General features: G+C 50.1%; 19 protein-coding genes. 15 read left to right on the forward strand and 4 right to left on the reverse strand.

All coding sequences use genetic code 11. From position 1 onward, the window contains the following. The first annotated feature begins 444 nt into the window (after positions 1-444). From ACXX82_RS12205 to rbsD, 8 genes are all read left to right on the forward strand, one after another. Positions 445-1,455 carry a hypothetical protein gene (locus tag ACXX82_RS12205; protein WP_458562999.1) on the forward strand — a complete coding sequence of 337 codons (1,011 nt, stop codon included), beginning with the start codon at positions 445-447 and terminating at the stop codon, positions 1,453-1,455. A 736-nt stretch (positions 1,456-2,191) separates the two neighbouring features. After that, positions 2,192-3,679 (forward strand): SulP family inorganic anion transporter, encoded by a 1,488-nt coding sequence (locus tag ACXX82_RS12210; RefSeq protein ID WP_323506504.1) that lies wholly within the window; start codon positions 2,192-2,194, stop codon positions 3,677-3,679. A 219-nt stretch (positions 3,680-3,898) separates the two neighbouring features. Further along, on the forward strand, positions 3,899-4,876 hold the full coding sequence (locus ACXX82_RS12215) for a sugar ABC transporter substrate-binding protein (RefSeq protein ID WP_458563000.1): 978 nt from the start codon (positions 3,899-3,901) through the stop codon (positions 4,874-4,876). Positions 4,877-5,066: 190 nt separating this feature from the next. Beyond that, a complete protein-coding gene (locus ACXX82_RS12220) occupies positions 5,067-6,683 on the forward strand; it encodes a sugar ABC transporter ATP-binding protein (protein WP_458563001.1) in 1,617 nt (538 codons plus the stop codon). 62 nt (positions 6,684-6,745) lie between these two features. Beyond that, on the forward strand, positions 6,746-7,708 hold the full coding sequence (locus ACXX82_RS12225; protein WP_458563002.1) for an ABC transporter permease: 963 nt from the start codon (positions 6,746-6,748) through the stop codon (positions 7,706-7,708). A 135-nt stretch (positions 7,709-7,843) separates the two neighbouring features. After that, entirely contained in the window at positions 7,844-8,875 is a 1,032-nt protein-coding gene (locus ACXX82_RS12230) for a LacI family DNA-binding transcriptional regulator (RefSeq protein ID WP_322235035.1), read from the forward strand. A 187-nt stretch (positions 8,876-9,062) separates the two neighbouring features. After that, positions 9,063-9,992 carry a ribokinase gene (rbsK, locus tag ACXX82_RS12235; protein WP_322235037.1) on the forward strand — a complete coding sequence of 310 codons (930 nt, stop codon included), beginning with the start codon at positions 9,063-9,065 and terminating at the stop codon, positions 9,990-9,992. Between the two features lie 56 nt (positions 9,993-10,048). Continuing rightward, complete coding sequence (rbsD, locus tag ACXX82_RS12240) at positions 10,049-10,441, forward strand: D-ribose pyranase (RefSeq protein WP_322235039.1); 393 nt, start codon at positions 10,049-10,051, stop codon at positions 10,439-10,441. A 79-nt stretch (positions 10,442-10,520) separates the two neighbouring features. Here the strand turns inward: rbsD and ACXX82_RS12245 are convergent, their stop codons facing one another. After that, positions 10,521-11,276, reverse strand: coding sequence for an ABC transporter substrate-binding protein (locus ACXX82_RS12245; RefSeq protein WP_458563003.1), 756 nt, complete (start codon positions 11,274-11,276; stop codon positions 10,521-10,523). Positions 11,277-11,593: 317 nt separating this feature from the next. On the opposite strand from ACXX82_RS12245, the gene ACXX82_RS12250 reads away from it, so the two are divergent. Further along, entirely contained in the window at positions 11,594-11,812 is a 219-nt protein-coding gene (locus tag ACXX82_RS12250) for a DUF3717 domain-containing protein (protein WP_323506509.1), read from the forward strand. 71 nt (positions 11,813-11,883) lie between these two features. Here the strand turns inward: ACXX82_RS12250 and ACXX82_RS12255 are convergent, their stop codons facing one another. Beyond that, the gene (locus tag ACXX82_RS12255; RefSeq protein ID WP_458563989.1) at positions 11,884-13,407 is read right to left on the reverse strand and encodes a B12-binding domain-containing radical SAM protein; all 1,524 of its coding nucleotides are present in this window, start codon (positions 13,405-13,407) and stop codon (positions 11,884-11,886) included. 210 nt (positions 13,408-13,617) lie between these two features. Beyond that, positions 13,618-13,815 carry a hypothetical protein gene (locus ACXX82_RS12260; RefSeq protein ID WP_322235044.1) on the reverse strand — a complete coding sequence of 66 codons (198 nt, stop codon included), beginning with the start codon at positions 13,813-13,815 and terminating at the stop codon, positions 13,618-13,620. A 1,824-nt stretch (positions 13,816-15,639) separates the two neighbouring features. Here ACXX82_RS12260 and ACXX82_RS12265 point away from each other — a divergent pair. From ACXX82_RS12265 to phaP, 6 genes are all read left to right on the forward strand, one after another. Next, positions 15,640-16,884 (forward strand): HlyD family secretion protein, encoded by a 1,245-nt coding sequence (locus ACXX82_RS12265; RefSeq protein WP_323506510.1) that lies wholly within the window; start codon positions 15,640-15,642, stop codon positions 16,882-16,884. 10 nt (positions 16,885-16,894) lie between these two features. Beyond that, the gene (locus tag ACXX82_RS12270; RefSeq protein ID WP_458563004.1) at positions 16,895-19,012 is read left to right on the forward strand and encodes a peptidase domain-containing ABC transporter; all 2,118 of its coding nucleotides are present in this window, start codon (positions 16,895-16,897) and stop codon (positions 19,010-19,012) included. Further along, entirely contained in the window at positions 19,009-20,469 is a 1,461-nt protein-coding gene (locus ACXX82_RS12275; RefSeq protein ID WP_458563005.1) for a TolC family protein, read from the forward strand. Before ACXX82_RS12270 ends, ACXX82_RS12275 begins: the two co-directional genes overlap by 4 nt. A gap of 578 nt (positions 20,470-21,047) precedes the next feature. Further along, positions 21,048-22,451 carry a patatin-like phospholipase family protein gene (locus tag ACXX82_RS12280; protein WP_322235050.1) on the forward strand — a complete coding sequence of 468 codons (1,404 nt, stop codon included), beginning with the start codon at positions 21,048-21,050 and terminating at the stop codon, positions 22,449-22,451. 13 nt (positions 22,452-22,464) lie between these two features. Beyond that, a complete protein-coding gene (locus ACXX82_RS12285; RefSeq protein ID WP_458563006.1) occupies positions 22,465-23,301 on the forward strand; it encodes a M15 family metallopeptidase in 837 nt (278 codons plus the stop codon). Between the two features lie 179 nt (positions 23,302-23,480). Continuing rightward, the gene (phaP, locus tag ACXX82_RS12290; RefSeq protein ID WP_322235054.1) at positions 23,481-24,050 is read left to right on the forward strand and encodes a TIGR01841 family phasin; all 570 of its coding nucleotides are present in this window, start codon (positions 23,481-23,483) and stop codon (positions 24,048-24,050) included. Between the two features lie 175 nt (positions 24,051-24,225). Here the strand turns inward: phaP and ACXX82_RS12295 are convergent, their stop codons facing one another. Next, the gene (locus tag ACXX82_RS12295; RefSeq protein ID WP_458563007.1) at positions 24,226-25,143 is read right to left on the reverse strand and encodes a LysR family transcriptional regulator; all 918 of its coding nucleotides are present in this window, start codon (positions 25,141-25,143) and stop codon (positions 24,226-24,228) included. Between the last annotated feature and the right edge of the window lie 47 nt (positions 25,144-25,190).

Genomic DNA, 25,190 nt, shown 5'->3' on the forward strand with positions numbered 1-25,190 from the left:
ACTCACTTATCTTGGTCAAATAGAGATTTATCTCGCTAAAAAAAAGAGTCTGCTGATATTAAATAAAAACTACTTACCAGATAATTTGTGCATGGGTGATTGCAACACCCTTAAGGATAAACACACAACATTCTGGGTGTTTATTCCTGAACTTAACGTGATTTTACATCCGGCATGCTGACCACTCTCACGGCGCCTTTTCTGGTTACAGATGCTATTTGCTATTTGTATTAACGCATCATCATTGGGCATCATGCAATCTTAGTTGATTGATTTCCATAAGTTGTTATGGGCCGTTAGTGATGTTGCTAATTAGCAGGCAAAAAATAGCAGAGAAAAAAATGGTGCGTTCTTTGAACTTATCACTTGAGCGTATCAGATATCTGCCGATTGTGAGATGTCGAAAACGGGTAAGAATCTTTTGCTAATTTTTGGAAAATAAATATGACTATGTTAAAACTGAAAACTTCTTCTTCACTGATCCTGGCTGCTATTGCTTTGACGGTTTCTGGTAGTGCGTTCAGTGTGCCCGCAAGCGACTTGGGCGGTAATCGATCGGAATCTGTTTTGGTCGCAGGTGGTACTATTTCTGGCAATTGGAACAGTGAGGGAATGCGCGTATCAACTTCACAACGTGGTGTTGCAATTGGTGTAAATACCTACGCAACTATTGACGCCACAGCAGTAAAGCCGGGCGCCACTTGGTACAAAGAGAATACATGGGCAACCGCAGTGGGTGCTGATGCCCGTGCATGGGGATATCGTAGTACAGCTATCGGTGTTAAAGCCGTTGCTGGTGATATCAATGGTAGTTCCGGTAATGTCCTGGAAAATACGACAGCAGTTGGTTATGGCAGTCAAGCCTCAGCCTCGTCAACCACTGCAATCGGTTCTAACACCAGTGTAAGACAAAGTGGCGGCGTAGCACTCGGTTCCGGTTCTGAACTGGATGCGTCACGCGACTTGACACCGCGAGAGGACAAAGATGTTTTTGTTGGTAAGAAAACAAAGCTTACTTTCGCAGTAGAAGATAGTCGTCAAGGTCCGGTATCGATTGGTTCGTATTACTACGGCCGTTCCGAAGGGCTTGGCGGTCACCGTCAAATCAAACGTGTTGCAGATGGTTCGGAAATGAGCGATGCGATTACCGTACGTCAATTGATCGAAGTTATCACGCCGTTTGACAATAGCATGGCTTCCCTGGAAGAAAAACTAGATGCTTCGGCAGCTAAGTTCGACGAAGCAGCGGTTAAACTGGATGCCGCAGCAGCGCAATTAGTTGCCGCAGAAGCGAAGGTCGCTGCTTCAGAAGTCAAGGTTGTTGCCTCGGAAGCGAAGTTAGCAGAATCTGCAGCTAAGTTAGATGCGTCGCAAGCTAAATTTAAAATCATCGAAGATAGCCTTATTGCTCTCGAAAAACGTGTGAAAAACATTGAGGGTGGTCCTTCGAAATAAATAAAATACATTTTATTTATTTCTAATTTGTACGTAACGCGTACCAAGTTAGGACCTAGCCAGTAGGCAACAAAAATGGTTCCCGGCAAAATGCTGGGGACCATTTTTTTCGTTTCTCAAACGGTTTTTTCTACCGCGTATAAAGGTCTGCAAAAAATGCCGTACACGGGCAAATTTTCATGCGCTAAGCGTTCTGGCCATACGTAATATATTGATATTCAAAGATCGATTTTTACCCTTTCTGTTCCAATCTGAATTGCGCACGTACCATCCCACTGCACCCATGAACCTTGAATTCGCGATTAATAAAACACCCATGGTGTTGCCAGATGCAATTGTGGATGGGCGGCTAGGTCCAGATTCAATCAACTCTCTCTGAATGTTGTAAAATATCAACCTTTGTCGGCAAAAGCATACATTTTGTAGCCACCCTCTTGGTTCGTCCATCGCACCCATGTAGCTTTCAGAGAATCTCAAAACGGTTTTAAAGCGGCTTCCAGTGTGGAGGTTTAAGACCACGTGCGCGTGTCTGATGGCGGCATGGCAGCGCGTTGCGATCAAACCGTTTTTGTGTCAATCGGACTCAGCGTGTGGAAGTTGCGATGGCACAAAAACGTAGCCCACGGTTTCCGGTCAATATAACAAACGCGCATCGGCAAACATGAATTGGCCAATACAAATAAGCCAGGATGAGACATGCCGATGTTTCGCGTCACTAGTGCACAGATTGCGATAAATGAAAATTATTACCTTGCGAGAAGAGTGGTTCTCGGCGATGCAAAAAAATATGTTAGCTGGCCTCACATCCTCCTTTGCCTTAGTCCCTGAATGCATCGCCTTTGCGCTTGTAGCGCAAGTCAACCCGCTGATGGGGCTTTACGGTGCCGTGATCATCTGTACATTGACCGCTATATTTGGTGGTCGTCCGGGTATGATCTCCGGCGCTGCCGGGTCTATGGCCGTTGTCATCGTCGCGTTGGTGGTGCAACACGGCGTCGAGTATTTGTTGGCGACCGTGGTTCTCAGCGGTTTGTTGATGGTGTTATTTGGCGCATTGCGTCTTGGTAAATTGATCCGCATGGTCCCGCATCCGGTGATGCTTGGTTTCGTCAATGGCTTGGCGATCATCATCGCCATGGCGCAACTCGAACACTTTAAGCAGGCCACGGCTCAAGGTCCGCAATGGTTGCAGGGCACACCTCTTTTGGTGATGGTCGTTCTGGTCGGCTTGACCATGTTAATCGTCTATCTATTGCCGCGCCTGACCAAGGCCGTACCACCGGCGCTGGTGGCAATTGTGGGCATTGGATTATTGAGCCAACTGCTGCATTTGCCGACGCGTACTTTGGGGGACATGGCTCATATCGCGGGCGGCTTGCCCAGTCTGCACTTCCCCAGCGTGCCTTTTAGCATGGAGACACTGCGGATCATATTGCCCTATGCGGTACTGATGGCGATTGTTGGGCTGCTGGAGACCCTGCTCACTTTCAACCTCACTGACGACATCACTGAGACGCAGGGCCAGCCAAATCGCGAATGTCTGGCATTGGGTGCGGCGAATGTCGTATCAGGTTTGTTGGGCGGTATGGGCGGTTGCGCCATGATTGGTCAGACCATGATCAACCTAAGTTCTGGCGGTCGCTCGCGGCTTTCCGGCTTGACCAGCGGCATCATGATGTTGATGTTCATTTTGTTCTTGTCGCCTTTGATCGAACGCATTCCGCTGGCCGCATTGGTCGGGGTCATGTTCGTCGTGGCCCAGCAAACCTTCGCGTGGGGATCGTTAAGAGTATTGGGCAAAGTGCCGCGCCACGACGCCTTGGTGATCATCGCAGTCACCGTGATTACCGTGTTCACTGACCTTGCGACCGCCGTGCTGTGCGGCATCGTTATCGCCGCACTGAATTTTGCCTGGCAGCATGCTAGCGAGATGCGTGCTGATATCGTTGAAAATCAATCGGGTGAAAAAACGTACACACCCCACGGTACATTATTCTTTGCCTCAACCACGCATTTTCAGGGCCTGTTCGATCTACAAAACGATCCGGTCCACGTTATAGTTGATTGCCGGCAACTTCATCTGGCCGATCATTCCGCTATCGCTGCTGTGGAGGCATTGTTCGAGCGTTATCAAAAGGCTGGCAAACAATTGCGGGTGACCCATTTGTCGGACCGGAACCGGTTGTTGTTGCAACGTGCAGGTCTAGAGATCAGTATGGGCTAACTGTACAAATCGGCTTAATCCATGATCGAAAATCGCGATAGATCGGTCTTTCGCAGTCTTTCCTGTATTTAATAATGTTCCTTGCACCTTTTCAATCTGATGCTATTATTAAGACGCGCAAACGTTTGCGCGCGTGATTACAGCTGATTAGCCAAGCATCTCGCGATGCGCTACAGGCGATTCAAAAAAGATAATGATAAAGATAACAGGAGACTTTTAATGAAATTCAGACCCTTCCACGCGTCCGCTCGCACGCGTTTGAAATTGATTGCGGCAACTATTCTAGTCTGCGCTTTACCTGCCATTAGTCTGCCCGCGATGGCGCAGACCAAACCAAAAGTCGCGTTGGTGATGAAGTCGCTCGCCAATGAGTTCTTTTTGAATATGGAAACAGGTGCTAAAGATAATCAAAAAGCTAACGCTTCAAAATATGATTTGATCGTCAACGGCATCAAGGACGAAACAGACACTTCCAACCAGATCAAGATCGTCGAGCAGATGATTATCGCCAAGGTCAACGGCATGGTGATCGCGCCCGCCGATTCGAAGGCGTTGGTTCCAGTGATTAAGAAAGCCATCGACGCTGGGATTATCGTGGTGAATATTGACAACAAACTGGATGATGGCGCGTTGAAAGAAAAAGGCATTGTTGTACCGTTCGTTGGTCCTGACAATCGCATGGGCGCTAAATTGGTCGGTGATTATCTCGGCAAACAAATTAAAAGCGGCGACAAGGTTGGCATCATAGAAGGTGTCTCGTCCACCTACAATGCGCAACAACGCACCGCAGGTTTTCAGGATGCGATGAAGGCGGTTGGCGCGAATGTGGTCAGCGTTCAGTCTGGTCAATGGGAGCTTGATCCCGGCAACAAAGTAGCCGCCGCGATGCTGAATGCCCATCCAGATATTAAGGCGCTGTTAGCTGGTAACGACAATATGGCATTAGGCGCAGTCGCTGCGGTTCGTGCGGCTGGCAAAACTGGCAAGGTGTTGGTCGTCGGCTATGACAATATCAATGCTATCAAGCCGATGTTAAAAGATGGTCGCGTGTTGGCCACAGTTGATCAGTTTGGTTCGCAACAGGCAGTGTTCGGTATCGATACTGTGTTGAAGGCGCTTGCCGCCAAGAAGACACAATCCGGGCTTTCTGGCGTAGTTGAAACCAAGGTTCAACTAGTGACCAAAGATACTAAATAAAGTCCAAAGGTGGATGATCACAAGTGTGATCATTTATCTATTTTGGGGCATTGCTCAGTACATATAAATAGTGCATAGCGGATAGGCAATCTTGTGCGATCGCCTATCCGCTTTTGTGTACTTTTTTATACCGTCCCACATCGCAATGTTGCCTGTTTTTGCAACCCACGCCACGTCTGGTGGAGGCCGTATGTCCGATACATCTCACGTTTTATCGCGTAAAAATAAGTCGCAAGTTGGTAACAGCAATGCTGCGATTGTTATTCCATTGCTATCGTTAAGCAACATCGGCAAGAGTTACGTAGAGCCGGTACTTGGCGGCGTTTCAATGGAGATTAGCGCTGGTCAGATTGTGGCATTGACGGGCGAAAATGGCGCTGGAAAAAGTACATTATCAAAAATAGTATGCGGCCTGATCTCTGCTACGCAAGGCAATATGTTACTAGATGGTCAGCCGTATCAGCCGACTTCACGTCAGGCCGCGGAGAAGCTCGGCATTCGGATGGTGTTGCAGGAATTAAACTTGATTCCCACGCTGAGCATCGCAGAAAATCTTTATTTAGAGAAGTTGCCGAGTCGCTTTGGCTGGATCGACAGACCGCGACTGGAAGCCATGGCGCGTACACAAATGGCGGCGGTAGGTCTGGCCGATATTGATCCGTGGACACACGTTGGCGATCTGGGCGTTGGTCATCAGCAAATGGTTGAAATTGCACGCAATCTGATTGGCGAGTGTCGTTTGCTGGTGCTGGACGAGCCGACCGCCATGCTGACCGATCGTGAGGTCGAATTACTATTTCTGCAAATTGCCAGACTCAAAGCGGAAGGCGTGGCGATTGTCTATATCTCGCATCGTCTGGAGGAACTCAAGCGGGTGGCTGACCGGATTGCGGTGCTGCGCGACGGCGAACTGGTGTGTGATGCGGATATTCAAGGTTACACCGCCGACGATCTGGTGAAACTGATGGTCGGACGGTCCATTGATGCCGAGCGCGAGCATGGTACACGCACGTTTGGTGCACCGTTGTTGCGCGTACGTGATCTGGGGCGCGGCGGCGTGGTTCATCCGACTTCGTTTGATCTGCGCGCTGGTGAAATTCTTGGTATCGCTGGTTTGATTGGGTCGGGACGCACAGAATTGCTGCGATTGATTTTTGGTGCGGATCGCGCCGATCAGGGTGAAGTGCTCTTCGGCCAAAATACGGCCGCAACAAAAATACATTCTCCACAAATGGCGATTGCCGCTGGCCTTGCAATGATTACAGAAGATCGCAAAGGGCAAGGCCTATTGCTGTCTCAATCGATTGCGGCCAATACCACGCTCGCTAAATTAGGCAGTGTCAGCAACGCCGGATGGATCAATAGCGATACCGAAATGGCTGTGGCCGATGACTATATCGGACGTCTCAAGGTCCGCTGTCGTAGCGGCGCGCAAGCGGTCGGCGAACTATCCGGTGGCAATCAGCAGAAAGTGGTGATTGCTCGCTGGCTATATCGGGATTGCCCCATCATGTTATTTGACGAACCGACACGTGGAATCGATATTGGTGCCAAGTTTGAGATTTATCAGTTGCTTACCGAGCTGGCGAAGCAGGGAAAAGGACTGATTATCGTGTCGAGTGATTTGCGTGAATTGATGTTGATCAGTGACCGCATCGCTGTGATGAGTGCCGGACGCATGGTGGAAACGTTTAACCGCGGCGCATGGAGTCAGGATACGATTTTGCAGGCCGCTTTCAGCGGCTACGCCAAAGCGAAGGATGGCGGGGCAGCGACTGTAGCTAACGATGCTGCGCATGCCGCCTAGGTTAGGCGATTCTCCTTGCAAATAGTGATACGCTTTTTTTTGAACCTTTTTAAGTGCCGAAGATGACAAAAACTTCTCTAAAAACCGCCATGTCTGGCATGTTGAATTATGTTGGGCTAATTGGCGCGTTGCTGGCAATGTGCGCACTATTTTCTGTTTTGAGTGAGAACTTCCTCACGATGGAAACCTTCAAAACGTTGTCCAACGACATCCCGACGTTGGTAGTGATGGCGGTCGGCATGACCTTTGTCCTGATTATTGGCGGTATCGATTTGTCAGTTGGATCGGTATTGGCGCTCGCCGCTTCGGTGCTATCGACAGCAATGGTGCAATGGGGATGGAGCTTGTTTCCGGCCTGTGTATTGGGCGTTTTGGCTGCCACTTTATGCGGTGCGGTAACCGGTTCAATCTCGGTCGGTTGGCGGATACCTTCTTTTATTGTGTCGTTAGGTGTTTTAGAAATCGCTCGCGGAATGGCGTATCAGGTCACCAATTCGCGCACTGTGTACATTGGCAGCGCCGTCGATTCGATCAGTTCACCGATTGCATTCGGTTTATCACCCGCATTTTTGGCCGCGCTGCTGATCGTTATCGCTGGTCAGTTAGTGCTCACTAAAACGGTGGTCGGGCGACACTGGATCGGCATCGGTACTAACGAAGAAGCGATGCGACTAGCCGGTATCAATCCACGACCAAGCAAGATCATGGTCTTTGCGTTGATGGGTTTACTGTCGGGTGTGGGCGCGCTGTTTCAGGTTTCCCGACTGGAAGCGGCCGATCCTAATGGCGGCGTTGGGTTGGAATTGCAGGTGATTGCAGCGGTCGTGATTGGCGGTACCAGTTTGATGGGCGGTCGTGGTTCGGTAGTAAGTACGTTTATCGGCGTGCTGATTATTTCTGTGCTGGAAGCCGGATTGGCGCAAGTTGGCGTGAGCGAGCCGATGAAACGCATTATTACCGGAGTTGTGATTGTTGCTGCGGTAGTATTCGATGCTTACCGTCGCCGTAATGAACGCGCTGCATAAGTTTGCAAATAAGTTTGCAAATAAGGTTGCCAAAGTGCCCTGCGACAGCAGGCAAAACAACCGACCGAGGGTCTTACCAGTGGTTTAATTAAGGCGGTTTTTTTAGATAACGTATAGCGAACTAGTCAATCTCAGATGGCAACCATAAAAGAAGTCGCGCGGGCGGCGGGCGTGTCCTACACAACCGTATCGCATGTGTTGAATCGGACCCGACCTGTCAGCGATGGCGCGCGTGAAAGAGTGATCGCAGCAGCTGCGGCACTTGGTTACGTACCGAGTGCATTGGCACGGTCGCTGAAAATTAAGACTACTGGCACAATCGGCCTGATTATTCCCAACAATACCAATCCGTACTTTTCTGAGGTTGCACGGGGAATTGAAGATAGTTGTTATGCAGCCGGTTATAGCGTCATCTTGTGTAATTCGGATGATGATCCGGCCAAGCAACGTGATTATCTGAACATGCTGTTGAGCAAGCGTTGCGATGGTTTGATCGTGGCGATGCTGGGTTTGGCCGATGGCGAATTGCTGCGCAAAATGAAGGTGCCTGCGGTACTGCTTGATCGGGCCAGGAAAGATTTAGCAGAGGATTTGGCGATCGATTTGGTCGCGGTCGACAATGTTGGCGGCGGCGCTCTCGCTGCGCAACATTTGTTGGCATTGGGACGTACGCGTATCGCCTGTATTGGTGGCCCAGAGGAAATTGCGGTATCACGCGAACGGATTGCCGGTCTACAGCAGACATTGACGCAAGCCAACATAGCCTTGTCTGAAGCGCTATGTGTTTATGGCGACTTTACGAGTGCTGGTGGCTATGTTGCGGCCTGTGCATTGTTAGATATTGAACCGTCGCAACGTCCCGATGCCATTTTTTGTTGTAACGATTTAATGGCAATTGGCGCATTGCGGGCCGCTGCCGAGCGCGATATCGCAGTACCGGAAGCGCTTGCAGTGATCGGTTTCGATGACATCAATCTGGCGCAATTTGTCCATCCCACGTTGACGAGTGTTGCACAGAACACGCGCAGATTGGGTCAACTGACGGCCGAGTGTTTATTGGCACGGATTGCAAGGCCGGATCTGGATTCGCAACAGCATACTATTGCGCCAGAATTACATATCAGAGGCTCGACGGTCACTGTGGTTGGTACCGGGAATAAAAAATAAAAAAATGACGATAACGATCGTGGCTATATTTTAAAATTTTCAGCAAAAAAACAACCCGAATGTCGGTTCTGGCAAGTATTGGATTTATATAGTCTGTCGTCTACATAAGTACAACCAGAAAAGTTCAGCGCCGCCAGGCGATTTTGTATAAGCCCTAATGGTAATAAAAGTAATAGGAAAGCAGCAAATGATTGTTGTCATCGGTAGCATTAATATGGATTTAGTGATGCGCGTGCAGCGTGTACCGCATCCTGGAGAAACATTGTCGGGTGGACAGTTTCAAACCATTCCCGGCGGCAAGGGCGCTAATCAGGCGATCGCTTGTGCGCGCCTGAGTCGTCAGTCTGGAACGGTCGCGATGGTTGCGTGTTTGGGTGAAGATGCCTTCGGTACAGAATTACGCGCAGCGTTAAGGCATGATGGGATTGACGATACCCACGTTCACAGCATCGCAGGAACGTCATCCGGCGTAGCAGTCATTTCGGTTGATGCCACAGGCCAAAACAGTATCATGCTGGCCGCGGGTGCGAACGATGCACTGAGCCCTGCGCACATTGATGCGGCGCATGACTTGATCGCGCTGGCGAAGGTAGTCGTATTGCAGCTTGAGACGCCATTGGCGACCGTGCGTTATGCGATACAAATGGCGCATGCATTGGGCAAAATCGTTGTCCTCAATCCAGCTCCTGCGCAATCGCTACCAGTGGAGTTATTGCATCAACTGTCGTATCTGATTCCGAATGAAATCGAAGCCGCGATGTTAGCGGGGTACGCTACATCCAGTCTGGAAAGTGATTCAGAGATTGATGCTGTCATCGGCGAATTACGTAGTTTGGGTTGCACCAATGTGCTGGTAACGCTCGGCGCAAAGGGCGTACGCGCTGCCCTTGCGGACGGTACGCACCATTTCGCAGCGCAACCAACAACGGCGATTGATACGACTGCTGCCGGTGATACATTTATTGGTGGATTTGTGGCGGCGCTGGCTGATGGTGAAACTGAAGCCGATGCAATTAATTTTGGTCAACGCGCTGCGGCCCTAAGTGTGGCGCGGTTTGGTGCGCAGACCTCTATTCCTTACCGCCGCGAGCTGTTGCAGAATTCTGCATCGGTGTAGATATTTTTTGTTAGCAGAATCGATTCAACCGTTTTTATAAACATTCCAAAACCATCATGAAAAAAACACCATTACTGAATATTGCCCTGTCGCAGTTGATCGCCTCGCTTGGTCATGGTGACATGGTCGTGATTGGCGACGCTGGACTGCCAGTCCCATCCGGCGTTCCGCTAATTGATTTGGCGCTCACGCATGGGGTGCCCGGATTCATCGAAACCGTGAAGACAATATTGAGTGAAATGCAGGTGGAACATCACGTTGTAGGAGACGCGCTGGCGCATAAAAGTCCGCATTTGGCAGCCCAGCTTGAGAGTTTTGGTTTGCCCGATAAGCGCGTGTTATCGCATACAGAGTTCAAAAAACTGACGCAAGGTGCGCGTGCTATCGTCCGGACTGGTGAATGCACGCCATACGCCAATATCATTTTGGTGGCTGGCGTTGTATTTTGAATTAACCTACAGTCCTGGCGTGAGTGGTTCACAAGATGATCTGATCTGGCATGAGCAACTCAGTTAGAAACGCGTTAACTTAGTCCGCGATTGAGTAGGCAACTGGACCAGCAACCGACGCGCCTTTGATGCCGTGACGTTTGAGGGCAGCGGCGACGAATCCGCACGATTTCATTTGCTCGACGAAATCACTGAGAAATGTTGCCGCATCGGCATTGCGACTTTTTGGTAGACCCATCGCCTGTTGAATCACCATGAAACGCTGGTCGAGTAGACGCAGGCCACCAGCCCGCGCCGCATCGGTTTCTAACTGTTGCTTGACTCCCGCGGCAACCTCCGCGCGCTCCTTCAAAAAAGTGTCGACCACGGTGGGTGACGACGGTGCGCGCACGATGGTCGCTTGCTTTAGTTCGCGGGTTAAATACAGATCATAAGCACTGCCTTTGCCTACGACTATGCGGTTCTGAGCGATATCGACTTGCGCGTTGGAGGTGATTGGCGAATCTTGCTTCACCAAATAAAAACCTTCAATCAGGACATACGCGGCAGTGAAGGCAATGTCGGCGCCACGCACCGGATCAATGGCAAAAAATCCGATGTCAGCTTGTTCGGCCGCGACCGCCTCGACCGACTTCCCGGCTGTGTCGAATACAATCAACTCTAGTTCTGCACCGAGTAATGCTGCGAATTCTCTGGCAAGATCGACTGAAACGCCTTGTGCGCCTTGTGCGTCATCCGCATGCGCCAGAATTGGATTGCCGAGGTTGATCGAAGCACGTAATTTTCCGGTAGGCGTAAAAGCGTCTCGGATTGCCGGTGTCAGCGCCAAGGTCATCGTTGTTCTCCTTCTGTAATGGGTGCGTTAATGCATTGACACATGTTGATCTGCGATTTTTGATGCACGGAAGATATTCCGCCGTTTCCGTGCGCACTGCATAAAGCCGATAATAGCACTTGGATTCAGGCCGATCCGCATTAGGCAACACTTTAGTAATTAACCCAATGTTATGTTGCAGCCAACGTCATTCTTGTCCAGATCGAGGATTAAATTTTAAAATGGGCAGTGTAAAATCGCCCTCGATGGAACATTTGGTAAGGGAATAAACGCTGTAAACTTGATAAATAGTTAAATTGCGCGAGTACAATACAGTTATGAATATTTCGCTACCGGAACTCGAAGAAGCCATTAATTATTGGCGTTTGCAACGCCCAGCGATTGGTGAGGAATGCGCGTTGTCACCCGAGGTCAACGCGTTGGCGACCGTCTATGCATTGATGATTTTCAATCAGATATCGACTGTTTCGCTGGATACGATCGACGGCATTGCGCAAAAGCTGATCGCAGCCTGGCGAAATCAGCGAGCGGCTTGAGCTATTTTTACCGCCGTCGCCAACTTTAACCAAGACTACGCGTTGACCTCACTAGAGCGAACTTAGCCTCATTAAGCCGTCAAATGTCGCGCTTGCCGCTGCGGTGCAACTGTTGGTGCATGCTCTTTGGCGATGCTCGGCTTTGGCGTATTGGGTAGTTTTGGCGGTTGACCGGCGTAATCCGTACTGAGTACCGCGTTCACCGTCGCGTCACTCAAGCCTTGCAAGCGCAACCATTGGCCGACTAATCCCGCCAATCGGTCCATCGCGATCCGATGTGTCGCATCGGTTTTTCCATACAGCCAATCCGAAAACGCCATAAAACTAAAGAATGGCGTATCGCCGAGAATGATCGGCAGCGTGTGGGAAAAACGTCCAGAATTGGCCACCAGATCCCAATAACGTGAAAACCGGACTAGTCGCTGCATGGTGGCAAAGTCGATCAGGTTGGTGGCGAGAATGGTGTACGGCGGATGTGGATCAAAGACCAGTCCGAAAGTCTGGGTATGGCGAATGATGGGCGTGCCGCGCAAACGTTTTAAGATGCCGAACTGGATTTCGTGCGGTTCCAGCGCCACCAGTTTGTCGAAGCCCTGTGCAAAACTGTCGACATCTTCGCCGGGCAGACCTGCGATCAAATCGACGTGTAAATGGGCGTGTGATTCAGTAATCAGCCAGCGGATATTGTCGGCAGCTTTCTGGTTATTTTGTTTGCGGCTGACCAGCGCCTGGACTTCCGGATTAAAGCTTTGGATACCGATTTCAAATTGCAGTGCACCGGCGGGAAATTTGGTAATTGCCTCTTTCAACGCATCCGGCAAATGATCGGGGACTAATTCAAAATGAGCGAACACCGGATCGTCTGGATTTGCAGCTAGTTTATCGAGAAAAAATTGCAGAATCTTGAGACTGGTTTTGACATTGAGATTAAAAGTACGGTCGACGAATTTGAACAAGCGCGCACCACGCGCATGCAGTGATTCCAGCTCGGCCAGAAAATTGTCGAGCGCGAATGGCCACGCGGTTTTATCCAGTGCCGATAAGCAAAATTCACACTTGAACGGGCAGCCGCGCGAGGCTTCGACATACAGGGTGCGGTGGGCGATGTCATGGTCACTGTAAAGTGAATACGGCAGGGCGATATCTTCCATCGGCGGCTGTTTGCCGATATGCGTTTTCATCAGCGGTTTGGGGCCGTTAATGATTTGCTGACAAAGGTCGGGGAAGGTGATGTCGCCCCATCCGGTGACCAGGTAATCAGCCAGTTTGACGATCTGTTGCTGTTCTGACTCATAAGATACTTCCGGGCCGCCAAGTACGATCACGATCTCGGGAGCGACACATTTCAGCATCGCTACTACCTTGGTGCACTCTTCGATGTTCCAGATGTAGACGCCAAATCCGATAATGGTGGTGCTGCCATCGGTGGCCTTGTGGGCTAGCAGTTTTTCGACGATGTCAGTGGTTTTTGCACCGATGACGAATTCGTGGAGATGGGTTTGCTCACGCAGTGCGCCCATATTGGCTTGCAGGTAACGTAAGCCGAGCGAGGCGTGGGAGTAACGCGCGTTTAAAGTGGACAACAGGATGGTCATAATGGGCTTGGCAGACGCGCAATAAGCTAATTGATGCACGATTTTACGCGTCTTAGGACCGCATAGTGTTTTGTCGTGTTAATACGGGCAATGGAATTGATGTGTAGAGAATGACCGGCATGGACTTTCGCCCTGATTTATCCCAGATGTAAGGGTGATGGGGACGTTTTGCTAACGGCGGGCGCCGTTAGCTGATGTTACCAAGTTGACTTAACTTCTGGGCTGTTGACGATGCCTTGCCCGGAGTTCGTGGGCGCTCATGAGCGTTCCCTTCAAATCGAAAACTGCCGCGGCCGCTTCTTGGTTTAAATTGTTAAAAGCACCATGTAAAGTATCCAATAGAACCTCTGGTCCAGCAAAAGCATTCAGCGCAGAGATTTCCAGTTCGATCAAATTATCATGTTTCATGGGTTTTACCTCAGGGATGGTACATGCAGTGTTTCGGTGAAAGAGGCTTTAAGACGTATTCACTCCGCGCACGATGCGCATAGTTTCCTTTCTTTAATGCGTATGCAAAATCCCTGTTCCAACACAAACCCCATCCGGCCCGGCGCCAGGCTGGATGGGGTTGAGTATAAATGCCAGCATGTCTTTATGCGTATTGCCTACCCTATTTGAGAATGTTTAGATTTTATAAAAGCGGGGAGGATGGAACGTTACGGACAAAGTCAGTAGCTTCGTTTAAAGTATCCGTTAAGTATTCACTTATAACGGGAAGTTTAATATCATTAACCAGGCCTAGGCTCTGACTCACGATAGACTTATTACTAGCGCCGCCCGCGACAGCATCCAGTTCCCAGACTTGCAATGCGATTAGATTGCCATTCTTCATGATATTCACCTTTTAGGTGGTTAAAAAACTGTTGTCGATAAACGTTTTGTCAATGATGGTCACTGCTGCGCACCGAGTGCTACTTACGCCTTGTTTATAAAGTGTAAGGAAGTTTATTCAGGCTTTAAAAGCAGATGGCCCACCCAACGCGAAACTGCTTTTACCCGAGATTTTTTTCGATGTCGATATGTAGATTCGTCGATATGATCTGGCGTAAAAATCCTGTGCTGAGATTTCCAGTTTGATCAAATTGTCATGCTTCATGCGTTTCACCTCAGGTATGGTTCATGCAGTGTTTTGGTGAAAGAGGCTTTAAGCCGTATTCACTCCGCGCACTATGCGCATAGTTTCCTTTCTTTAATACGTATGCAAAATCCCTGTTACAACACAATCCCCATCCGGCTCGGCGCCAAGCGGGATGGGGTTGAGTACAAATGCCAGCATGTCTTTATGCGTATCGCCTATTCTATGTGGAGATATTTTTTTATAAGGGAGGGGAGAATGGAGCGGCACGGACTACTTTAGTGACCCCTTCTACCTTATCTGCTATGTATTGGGTTAGGTCGGCTGGAGAATCGGGAAGTTTAATATCATTGACCAGGCCTAGGCTCTGACTCAAGATAGGCTTATTACTAGCGCCCCCACCGACAGCATCCAGTTCCCAGACTTGCAGTGCGATTAGATTGCCATTCTTCATGATATTCACCTTTTAGGTGGTTAAAAAACTGTTGTCGATAAACGCTTTGTCACTGATCGTCAATACGGTCACTGCCTGCTGCTTCCTCCAGGTTCGCAAGGGCGGAAGGAGTTCTATTCCAGCTTAAAAAACAAATGGTGTTTTTTAGTGTGACAGTTTGCATACCGGAGATTTTTTCTCGATGTCGATTTGTGGATCGGTCAGCATGTTCTGGCGTGCAAATCATGTGAAGTGATGCGAGGTAATCACCTGTGATAAATAACAGGTTTCTCTTGCCGCTCAACATGATCGGGATGCGTTTATTTTGTCGGTGATACCAGCAAAGTTTAAGTCTACGGCAGGAACAATAGATTTAGGATAGAACAAAAAAATATTTCCACAAGGAAAATTATTTGCTTTGGATAGAATTATTTTGGTGACTCGATCAGTTGCAAATTCGGGATAAGTATTTCGAGGTTATTGACAGATTTTCTCAGCATATACAGACCCTGTTTCAGGGTCTGTATATGCCCATCAATTTCTTGGAATGCCATAAAATATTATTTCCATTGAGAAATTTTACGAGTTAATATTCAGTGTCGGTTGGCAACCTAAGCGTCAAAAAATTTCTCCGAATATTTGCGGAATCAACCGTTTTCATGCGAGGCTAAAACGCGCCACGGCGCAGCATTCCTTTACTTCATTTCATCGATCCACGTTGCCTATGCCTCTATTTCGAGAACAAGCGATAGCCGCTCAACAGGCTAACTATCTGAATGGAATCATATTGATTCGACCGCTGTCAATGTCAGTTCTGACAGGTTGCGCATTCATACTGGCGTTGCTGCTCGGAGCGTTTTTGACTTGGGGCAGTTATACCCGTCACAGCACCGTAACGGGCCAATTAATTCCAACGTCCGGTTTTATCAAAGTCTATGCAATGCAGCCCGGCATCGTGGTCGAAAAGCGGGTGACCGAGGACAGTAATGTCATCGCTGGCGAAGTGTTGTACGTATTGTCGGGCGAGCGCGACAGCAGTAGCGGTGGCCCTACACAAGCGGCTATCAGCGCCGCAGTAATACAACGACAGGTCAGTCTGCAAAGCGAGTTACAAGCCATGCGAAGTTTGCAGCAGCAAGAGCGTGGCGCATTAATCATCAAGATTACTGGCACGGATGCGCAACGTCAAAATCTTGCTGGTCAGATCGACGGTCAGCGCGCCCGTGTCGCACTTGCGCAACTGACAGAAGCGCGATATCACGGCTTGCTGAAACAGGATTTTATTTCTCAGGAACAGTGGCAGCAAAAGCAGGAAGAATTGCTTGATCAGCGCAATCGCCAGCAAAGTCTGGAGCGTGATCGTATAAGCGTTGTGATCGAACTTGCGGCGCAACGGAATGCACTTGGCGCTTTGTCTTTGCAGCAGCAGAATCAGTCAGCACAGATCGAGCGTAGCTTAAGTAACGCCTCGCAGGAATTGAGCGAAAGTGAAGCGCGTCGGCGGTTGGTAGTTAAGGCCCCTCAAGCGGGGAGGGTAACTGCAGTGTTGGCCGAAATGGGACAAACCATAGACCCGACCCACCCCTTGCTCAGCATCGTCCCATCGGGCGTTAGTTTGCGCGCTGAGCTTTATGCGCCGAGCCGCTCAATCGGTTTTGTGCGCGTCGGTGATCAGGTGTCGTTGCGTTACTCAGCTTATCCCTATCAAAAATTTGGACATCAACGCGGTACCGTAGAAACGGTGGCGCTCACTACTTTATCTGGGAGCGAATTGGGCGGCACCGCCAGCGGTGCAAAAGAGCCCTTGTACCGTATCACCGTGGCATTGCAAAACCAATCCGTACGCGCCTATGGAAGTCCGCAACCATTGCTGGCGGGTATGTCGCTAGAGGCCGATATCGCGCAAGAAAAAAGACATTTGTATGAATGGGTGCTTGAGCCGTTATATACATTGACAGGAAAACGCTGATGAAAGTTCGTTGATGATGGCGGCCCCGCTGTCCTTTGGTTTTGCTACGTCGTTGCCGCTGATCTTACAAACCGAAAGCGCCGAATGCGGCCTTGCGTGCGTTGCGATGGTGGCTGGCTATCATGGTTATCGGAGCGATTTGGCGACATTACGGCAACGCTTCCCGGTTTCGTTAAAAGGGTCAACATTAAGTGATTTGATCCACGTCGCGACCCAATTATCGATGGCGTCGCGCCCGATCAAGCTTGACCTTGATGCGCTTGACCAGTTACGCCTGCCGTGTGTGCTGCATTGGAATTTTAATCATTTTGTCGTGTTGCAAAAGGTGGGGCGCCGCACAGTGACGATACACGATCCGGCAACAGGCATCCGCACCTGCACGCTGGAGGAGCTGTCGAATGCTTTCACTGGTGTGGCGCTGGAATGTTGGCCAGATCCCGGATTTAAGACAGCGGAAGAAACCAAGCGTGTGCGTTTGCGCGATTTGTTGGGACATGTCAGCGGCTTATACCGATCGTTCGGTCAGATTATTTTGCTGTCGCTGGCGCTTGAAACATTTGCACTGGTGAGCCCGTTCTTTATGCAGTGGGTGATCGATAATGTACTGATATCGTCGGATCATGATTTGTTACTAACGCAGGCATTGGGGTTCGGATTTTTGCTGGTACTGCAGCAATTGATTGGCCTGGTCCGCAGTTGGGCAACGATGTATATGAGCACGACACTCAATGTGCAGTGGCAAGGTAACGTCTTATCGCATTTGCTGCGCTTACCGATTGATTGGTTTCAGAAACGCCATCTGGGTGATGTCGTGTCGCGCTTCGGTGCAGTCGGCGTCATTCAACGCACACTGACGATCTCCTTTCTGGAGGTGCTGCTGGATGGCGTAATGGCGACGTTAACGCTGACGCTCATGTTTCTCTATAGTCCTTTGCTGGCATGGATTGCAGTCGGTGCGATGGTGTTATATGGACTAGTGCGCTGGGCCTGGTTTGCGCCACTGCGGCGAGCAACTGAAGAACAAATCATTCACGCTGCTGTTCAGCAGACACATTTTTTGGAGACCATACGCGGCGTTAAAACCATCAAGTTGTTTCAGCGCGGTGATGCGCGACGTGTGGGTTGGCTGGGATTGCTGGTCGATCAGATCAATGCGGATCTGCGCACCCAAAAGCTTAACCTGCTTTACAAATCGCTCAATGGCATGATCTTCGGCATCGAAAATATTTTGATCATCAGTCTTGGAGCAAAGCTAATCATGGAGGGAAATTTCAGCGTCGGTGTGCTGATTGCTTTCGTTGCCTATAAAGGACAATTCGATTCGCGCGTGAGTTCGCTCATCGATAAATGGGTCGAGGTCAAGATGCTGAAACTGCAAGGAGAACGACTGTCGGATATTGTGTTGCAAAAGCCGGAACCGATGGCGACCAACGATGAAAATCCGTATGGACTACCCGCAACGCTGGAGGTAATAAATGTGCGCTTTCGCTACAGTGAGCGCGAGCGCGACGTACTGAGTGACGTATCGTTCATGGTTCGAGCCGGAGAGTCTGTGGCTATCGCTGGTCCGTCCGGTGGCGGCAAGACGACGCTAATGAATATTTTGTTAGGCGTGCTGACGCCGACCGAGGGCGAGGTGCTGATAGGAGGGCGCAACCTTGAGCGGGTGGGTCTGTCTACTTTGCGCGGTATGGTCGCTACGGTGTTACAGGACGATGTTTTGTTCGCCGGATCGATAACTGACAATATCTGTTTTTTTGATCCTGCGGCGGATCGGGAGTGGATCGGAGAGTGCGCGAGGCTGGCGGCAATTCATGATGACATTGTCGCTATGCCTATGGCTTACAACACACTGGTGGGTGATATGGGAACGGTGTTGTCGGGCGGTCAAAAACAGCGCGTGTTGCTGGCGCGTGCTTTATATAAGCGGCCGAAGATATTGTTTCTCGATGAGGCCACCAGCCATCTGGATATCGCCCGCGAACGGCTGGTTAATGATGCGGTTAAATCGCTGCACATTACACGGGTGATTATCGCTCATCGACCAGAAACAATCGCATCAGCCGACCGCGTGTTAATACTTGAAGACGGCAAACTGACGCAGCAGCCACCGGCACAACCGGCATGAATAGCCAAAGCATGACGACAGGTCGGAATGCCATACGGATGGCAGTATGGATGTGTTATCTGACAGTGTTTGCCGCAAAGTCATGTTTGGCGATAGATTTTTTGCATGATCCTTTTGGTGTGAACGTAGCTGTCTCACCAACCATTGACAAGAACATGGCTTTAGCTGGTGTATGTGGCGGGCTGACTTTGCCGACGGTATTAACGATGGCCGAAGCGGTCAGTCGCAGCCTGTGTAATAACCCGCAAACCGCTCAGAGTTGGGCCGGTGTGAAAGCGCAGGCTGCATCTGTCGGCAGCGCTCAAGCGGCGTATCTGCCACACCTGAATGCCAGTGCGAATGTAGCGAAAGTGGCTAACCGGATTACGATTCCCGACTATCCTGCAGCTTCTAGTGCGCTGAGTGCGCGCAGTAGTGACGTGAACTTAAGCTTGAACTGGGTGTTATATGACTTCGGACTGCGCGCTGCTAATCTGGAGAGTGCGCGCCAGTTGCTAAATGCTGCGGTGGCAGCGCAAGATGATGTGTTGCAAACTGTGTTTTTAAGCACGGCGACCAGTTTCAACGCAGCACAAGCAGCGCAAGCCGGGTTATTGGCAGCTCAGGATGCGGAGCAGGCAGCGGCACAGAGCTATCGCGCGGCCCAAGCTAAATACGTGGCAGGAGCCGGCTCTCTTGCCGATAAGTTGCTGGCGCAAACCGCTTCTGCGTCGGCGGTGGTGCAACGCGTTCGCGCTGACGGCGACTGGCAGACTGCATTAGGTGGTTTGGCGAGTGTTATGGGCCTGCGCCCCGATACGCCGTTGCAGTTGGCGGACATCGGCATGGAGGCGGAAGATGTTGGGCCAGCGCCGGTTTTTGAGAAAGCTGTTGGAGAGTTGATCGAGGCGGCGTTGAGCGTGCATCCAAAAATTATTGCGGCGCGAGCGCGGTTGCAATCGGCGCAAGCGCAGGAGGAAGCAGCGCAGGCGCAAGGAAAACCGACGCTGTCGCTGTATATGACGGGTGATCGAAGCGATACGCCTATCAACCAAGTGGCGTCTCGGCAGATCAATAATAGTCGCAGTATCGGCTTGCAGATCAATATTCCATTGCTTGATGGTATCAGTCGCAACTATCAGGCACGCGGCGCGCAAGCGGGCGTTGAAAGCGCTGCTGCGGAGTTGGCAGAGACGCAGCGAGTGGTGGCGCTAGAAGTCTGGAACAGCGCCAAGAGTTTGCACACTGAAACAGAGAGCGCAAAAGCAACATTGATATTGATTCAGAGTGCGCAGCAGTCGATGGTCGTGGCGCAAGGCAGATACAAGGCGGGCGTCGGTACCATGTTGGAACTATTAAAGGCGCAGAGCGAACTGGCCGCTGCTGGGCAGCAGCGTATTATTGCGCTAACGCGAGGACAAACTGCGCGCCTCAGATTGGCAGCCAGCCTGGCACGCTTACGGATGGACGTTCTATAATTGCCGTGTAGGATGTGCCTGCGCAGGGACTCAAAATGTAGACTGCAAGCGTAAATCGATCATGTGGCGGCTTCAATTGGTAAGGTGCATTGCTGGGTTAATGCTATGCTCACAGTTGGTAAAAAAACAGCGCATGTAAGTTGATCAGGCGATAATTTTCCTTTTTTGCATGGTTGATTTTCAATGGCTAAGCGACAACTGAGTGATAACAAGGAATGGTGGAGTAAATGTTAGCGAACTATGTAGTAGTCGGATTGGAACTGAGTGTGGTGGTGATGATCGGTTTGGCAATCTATTTAATTAGAAAAAAATGAAGTATCGACAAGAAATCGATTCGTCGTCGGATGACTTGCTTCATCAAGGAGGTTTACAATAATGTGCTGGCATTGAGACTGTAGAGTCAGTTCTCGGCATGAGACTCTTAGCAAAGTGAAGTTGCGGTTGGCCGTGTCGCTGATTAATGGATGCGCCAAAGCAAGATAACGTCATTGGCTTAATGCATAAGTAGTTGCTTATCGGCACCACATTAGTAAGGTCGGGTAAGATTAGGTTTCTATTACCGCAAAGGATGGCGTCACATGACCAGTAAAGTTACGAGTAAACGTGCTGCTAGCGTGGCATCTCCCCTTAAAGCGACAACCTCTGGCGCAACCAAGGTCATTCCTGCTAAGGGTATGAAAAAAGTCGATAAACCGGCTATCGCAAAGGCAGTTATCAAGGCCGATACCGCACCAAGCTCCAAGGCCAGCATTAAACGAAGCATCAAGGACGGCAGCAAAGCAGGAGTTGAATCGACGACCAAGCCGAGTAATGAGTCAGGTAGTAAGCCAGTCACGAGGCCGACAACTAAACCAGCCGCGAGTCCCCGCATTGTATTGGTTTTGCAGGGCGGTGGCGCATTAGGTGCATATCAGGCTGGCGTCTATCAAGCCATGCACGAACACAACATGACGCCGGATTGGGTGGTGGGTACTTCCATTGGCGCAATCAATGCCGCTATTATTGCCGGTAACTCGCGGGAGTTAAGACTCGCACGCTTAAAAGAATTCTGGGATTCGGTCTCGCATAAAGATCTGGTGGACATGGCGCAAGTGCCGGATGCTGCGCGCAAGTCCAGTACCTGGTGGACAACGTTAGATACGGTGTTACGCGGCGTGCCGGGTTTTTTTAAGCCGCGCCACATTAACCCATTCGCGCTGGGTTTACCGGTAGAGCCGGAACAAGCAAGTTTCTATGACACAGCGCCGTTAGGCGAGACTCTGGCGCGATTGGTTGATCTGGATTTTCTGAACTGTCCCGACAGTATTCGGCTAACGGTCAGTGCCATGAAGGTGACGACTGGCGAATTGGTCTGTTTTGACTCCGATCAGCGCAAAATCGGTATCGAACACGTAATGGCTAGTGGCGCGTTGCCACCCGGTTTCGCCCCGGTGCGCGTGGATGGCGACTTGTATTGGGATGGCGGTTTGTACTCGAATACACCTTTGGAAATCGTGCTCGATGATCAGGATGATCGGCCCGATAAACCGCGGGTTGATACGATCTGCCTGATGGTGGATCTCTGGAGTGCAGAAGGTGAAGAGCCGCGCACCCTCGATGAGGTTGAAACGCGCCAGAAGGATGTGACATTTGCATCTCGATCACAGCGCCACATTGAAAACTATTTACTCAATCATCAGTTACGCCGCACAGCGCGGGCGTTATATGAAAAATTACCAGCAGAAGAGCGGAGCAAAGCCGATCTCAAACAATTTGCTGGCCTCGCCGACACCAGCACCATCCATTTGGTGCGGCTACGCTATTCCGGTCATGATTGGAATATGGCCTCGAAGGACGTTAATTTTTCGCGTGGTTCGGTGCAATGGCGTTGGGAGCAAGGCTATCAAGATGCATTGAAGGCGATACAAAGTGCAACAGTCGGCATGTTTGGCAGAACCGATGCAGGGCTGGTGATCCATGATCTGATTGAGGTCCCCGCTTGACAGGTCGGCAGCTGTGAACCGATTAACAACAACGTTGACATTGCGATTGTTGCCATCGCTAAGGCTGCTTCCCCACCTTTTTCTTACCCTGAGTTGCGTGGTTGCGGCTGGCGCTGAAGTGTCGACAGATCGTCCGGCAATGGTGGCGCCTGACGATGTCAACTGCGCGCGTCTTAAAAGTACACGCGTCATGCGACCGGGTGCGCCTGTGAATTGCTCCCAATTGCAAATAGTGCGTTTCTCTTATATCGGCTTCGATGATCGCTTTCACAATGACGGAGAAGTCATGGTGATGGCGGCGGTTGCGCCGGAGGTGCGCACTATTTTCTCGCTATTGCTGGCACGCCGCTTTCCTTTGGCCGGTGCGCATTTGATGAATAGTTATCTTGGGGATGACGATGCGTCGATGGCCGATAATAATACCTCCGCTTTCAACTATCGGCCGATAACCGGCGGTGGTGCACCGTCGTTACACGCATACGGTTTGGCGATTGATATTAATCCTCTACAAAATCCCTATTTGCTCCGCTCTGGCAATGGAAGGGTGGATGTTAGTCCAGCGGCCGGGAAGGCGTATGTAGCGCGTTTACCATTAAGACCTGGAATGGTCGACGATCAGGTAGTCCAGATTTTTGCCGCGCATGGATTCCCGATTTGGGGCGGCGATTGGCGTAAACCGATTGATTATCAGCATTTTCAAGTGAGCAGAAAGACAGCGGAACACCTGGCCAAATTGGGACTCAAAGAAGGACGCACGTATTTTGAAAATAGCATCCAGGCCTATCAAAGCTGCTTAGTGCGAAACCGGAAAATGTCCGAATCTAAAAGATTTTGTACCCTTGCAGAATAGGTGCTGTTGTGGGATAAATACAAGTGTCGAGGGACAAATGTTAAATCATTCGTTTATATTTGTTGCGTCGCACAATAGTTCTTGACGTCATATTTTCTATATGTAAAATACGTTTTGTTGCAGCGCACCATTTTGGTGGCTGATCTTTAGCAATACTACTTATAATTTAGGAGAAGAACATGTTTTCATTTCAAGAGCAGTTTTCCGCAGCCACTAAAGCCCATTTCGAAGCGCAACTCGCACTATTGAACACGCTGACTACTAAAGCATTCGAAGGCGTTGAAAAAGTTATCGAATTGAACATGAATGCAACTAAAGCGTCGATGGAAGAGTCGAGCGTTTCGGCCAAGCAATTGTTGGGCGCGAAAGATGCGCAAGAATTTATGTCGATATCGGCATCACAAGCTAAGCCAAGCGCAGAAAAAGCAGCCGCTTACGGTCGTCATTTGCAAGGTATCGCTACTGGTACACAAAATGAATTGACTAAAGCAGCAGAAGTACAAATTGCAGAAACCAGCCGCCGTATTAACGCGTTGATTGATGAAGTTAGCAAGAACGCTCCAGCAGGTTCGGAAAATGCAATCGCGATTCTGAAGTCTGTCATTGGCAACGCTAACGCTGGTTACGAGCAATTGACTAAGTCAGCTAAGCAAGCCGTTGAAACATTGGAAGCTAATGTAAATAACGCAACAACTCAGTTTGCACAAACAGCTGAAAAAGCTGCGCGCGCCGCAACGCCTAAGAAATAATATTCGCATTAATATGGTCAGTCGAACATTGGTTCGGCTGCATCAAGAGGGCCACTTAGTTTGCTAAGTGGCCCTTTTTGTTATATGCGGTGAAAGGACTATTGTGTGCCGCTTGCATTGCGGTTTTGTGGGGCGCCAAGGGATTGATTGGTTGCACATCAACCGTATGACGGGTTCACTCGTGTGGCAATCCCAGATCCCAATAGGGCGTGTCACCAAATTGCTCTCCCAAAAAATCCACAAAGGTGCGAACTTTGGCAGACAAATGCCGACGGCTGGGATATGCCGCGTAGATAGAAAGTGTCTCGCTGTGATATTCGGGTAGCAACATGACAAGTCGCCCCGCGCGAACATCATCACCGACAATGAACGAAGGTTGCCGAATAATTCCCATCCCCGCTATCGCAGCTTCACGCAACAGATCGCCGTTGTTCGTGTTAAGTCCGCCTTTGACATGCACAGCAATCGTTTTGCCATCGCGTAAAAAACGCCATTCATCACGCGGTGTCGAGTAGGCATAATTCAAACAGACATGGTTTTCCAAGTCTATCGGATGTTGGGGGGTACCATTTTTTGCAAGATAGCCGGGCCCAGCGCACAACAAAACCCGCGCCGGTGCGATTTTCCGCACAACTAAACTTTGTCCTTGTAGTTTGCCGATTCGGATCGCGAGGTCGTAACCTTCGTCGACCTGATCAACGATGCGGTCCGATAAGGAGACATCAAGTACGACATTAGGATATCGCTCAGCGTAAAGCGGTAATACGCGGCCAAGATGATTCACTGAAAAAGATACCGGAACGTTAATACGCAATATCCCGCTTGGGTTCGCCGCGCTATTGCTGGCTTCCGTTTCCGCTTCATCGAGATCAAATAAGAGCTGGCGACTGCGCTCAAGATACGCGGTTCCGGTATCGGTGAGGCTAATCCGGCGGGTCGTGCGATTAAGAAGGCGCGCGTGCAAATAGGCTTCAAGGTCAGCAATGTGGCGGGTCACCGATGGATTTGAGATATCCAATGCCCGCGCCGCGGCCGATAAACTGCCGCAATCGGCGACTTTGACAAACACTTTCATCGATTCAAATAAATTCATAACGACGCACTATTATTTTGGAATTCGGAATGATCATTTTCTACGAA

This window comes from Glaciimonas sp. GNP009, from assembly GCF_054343755.1.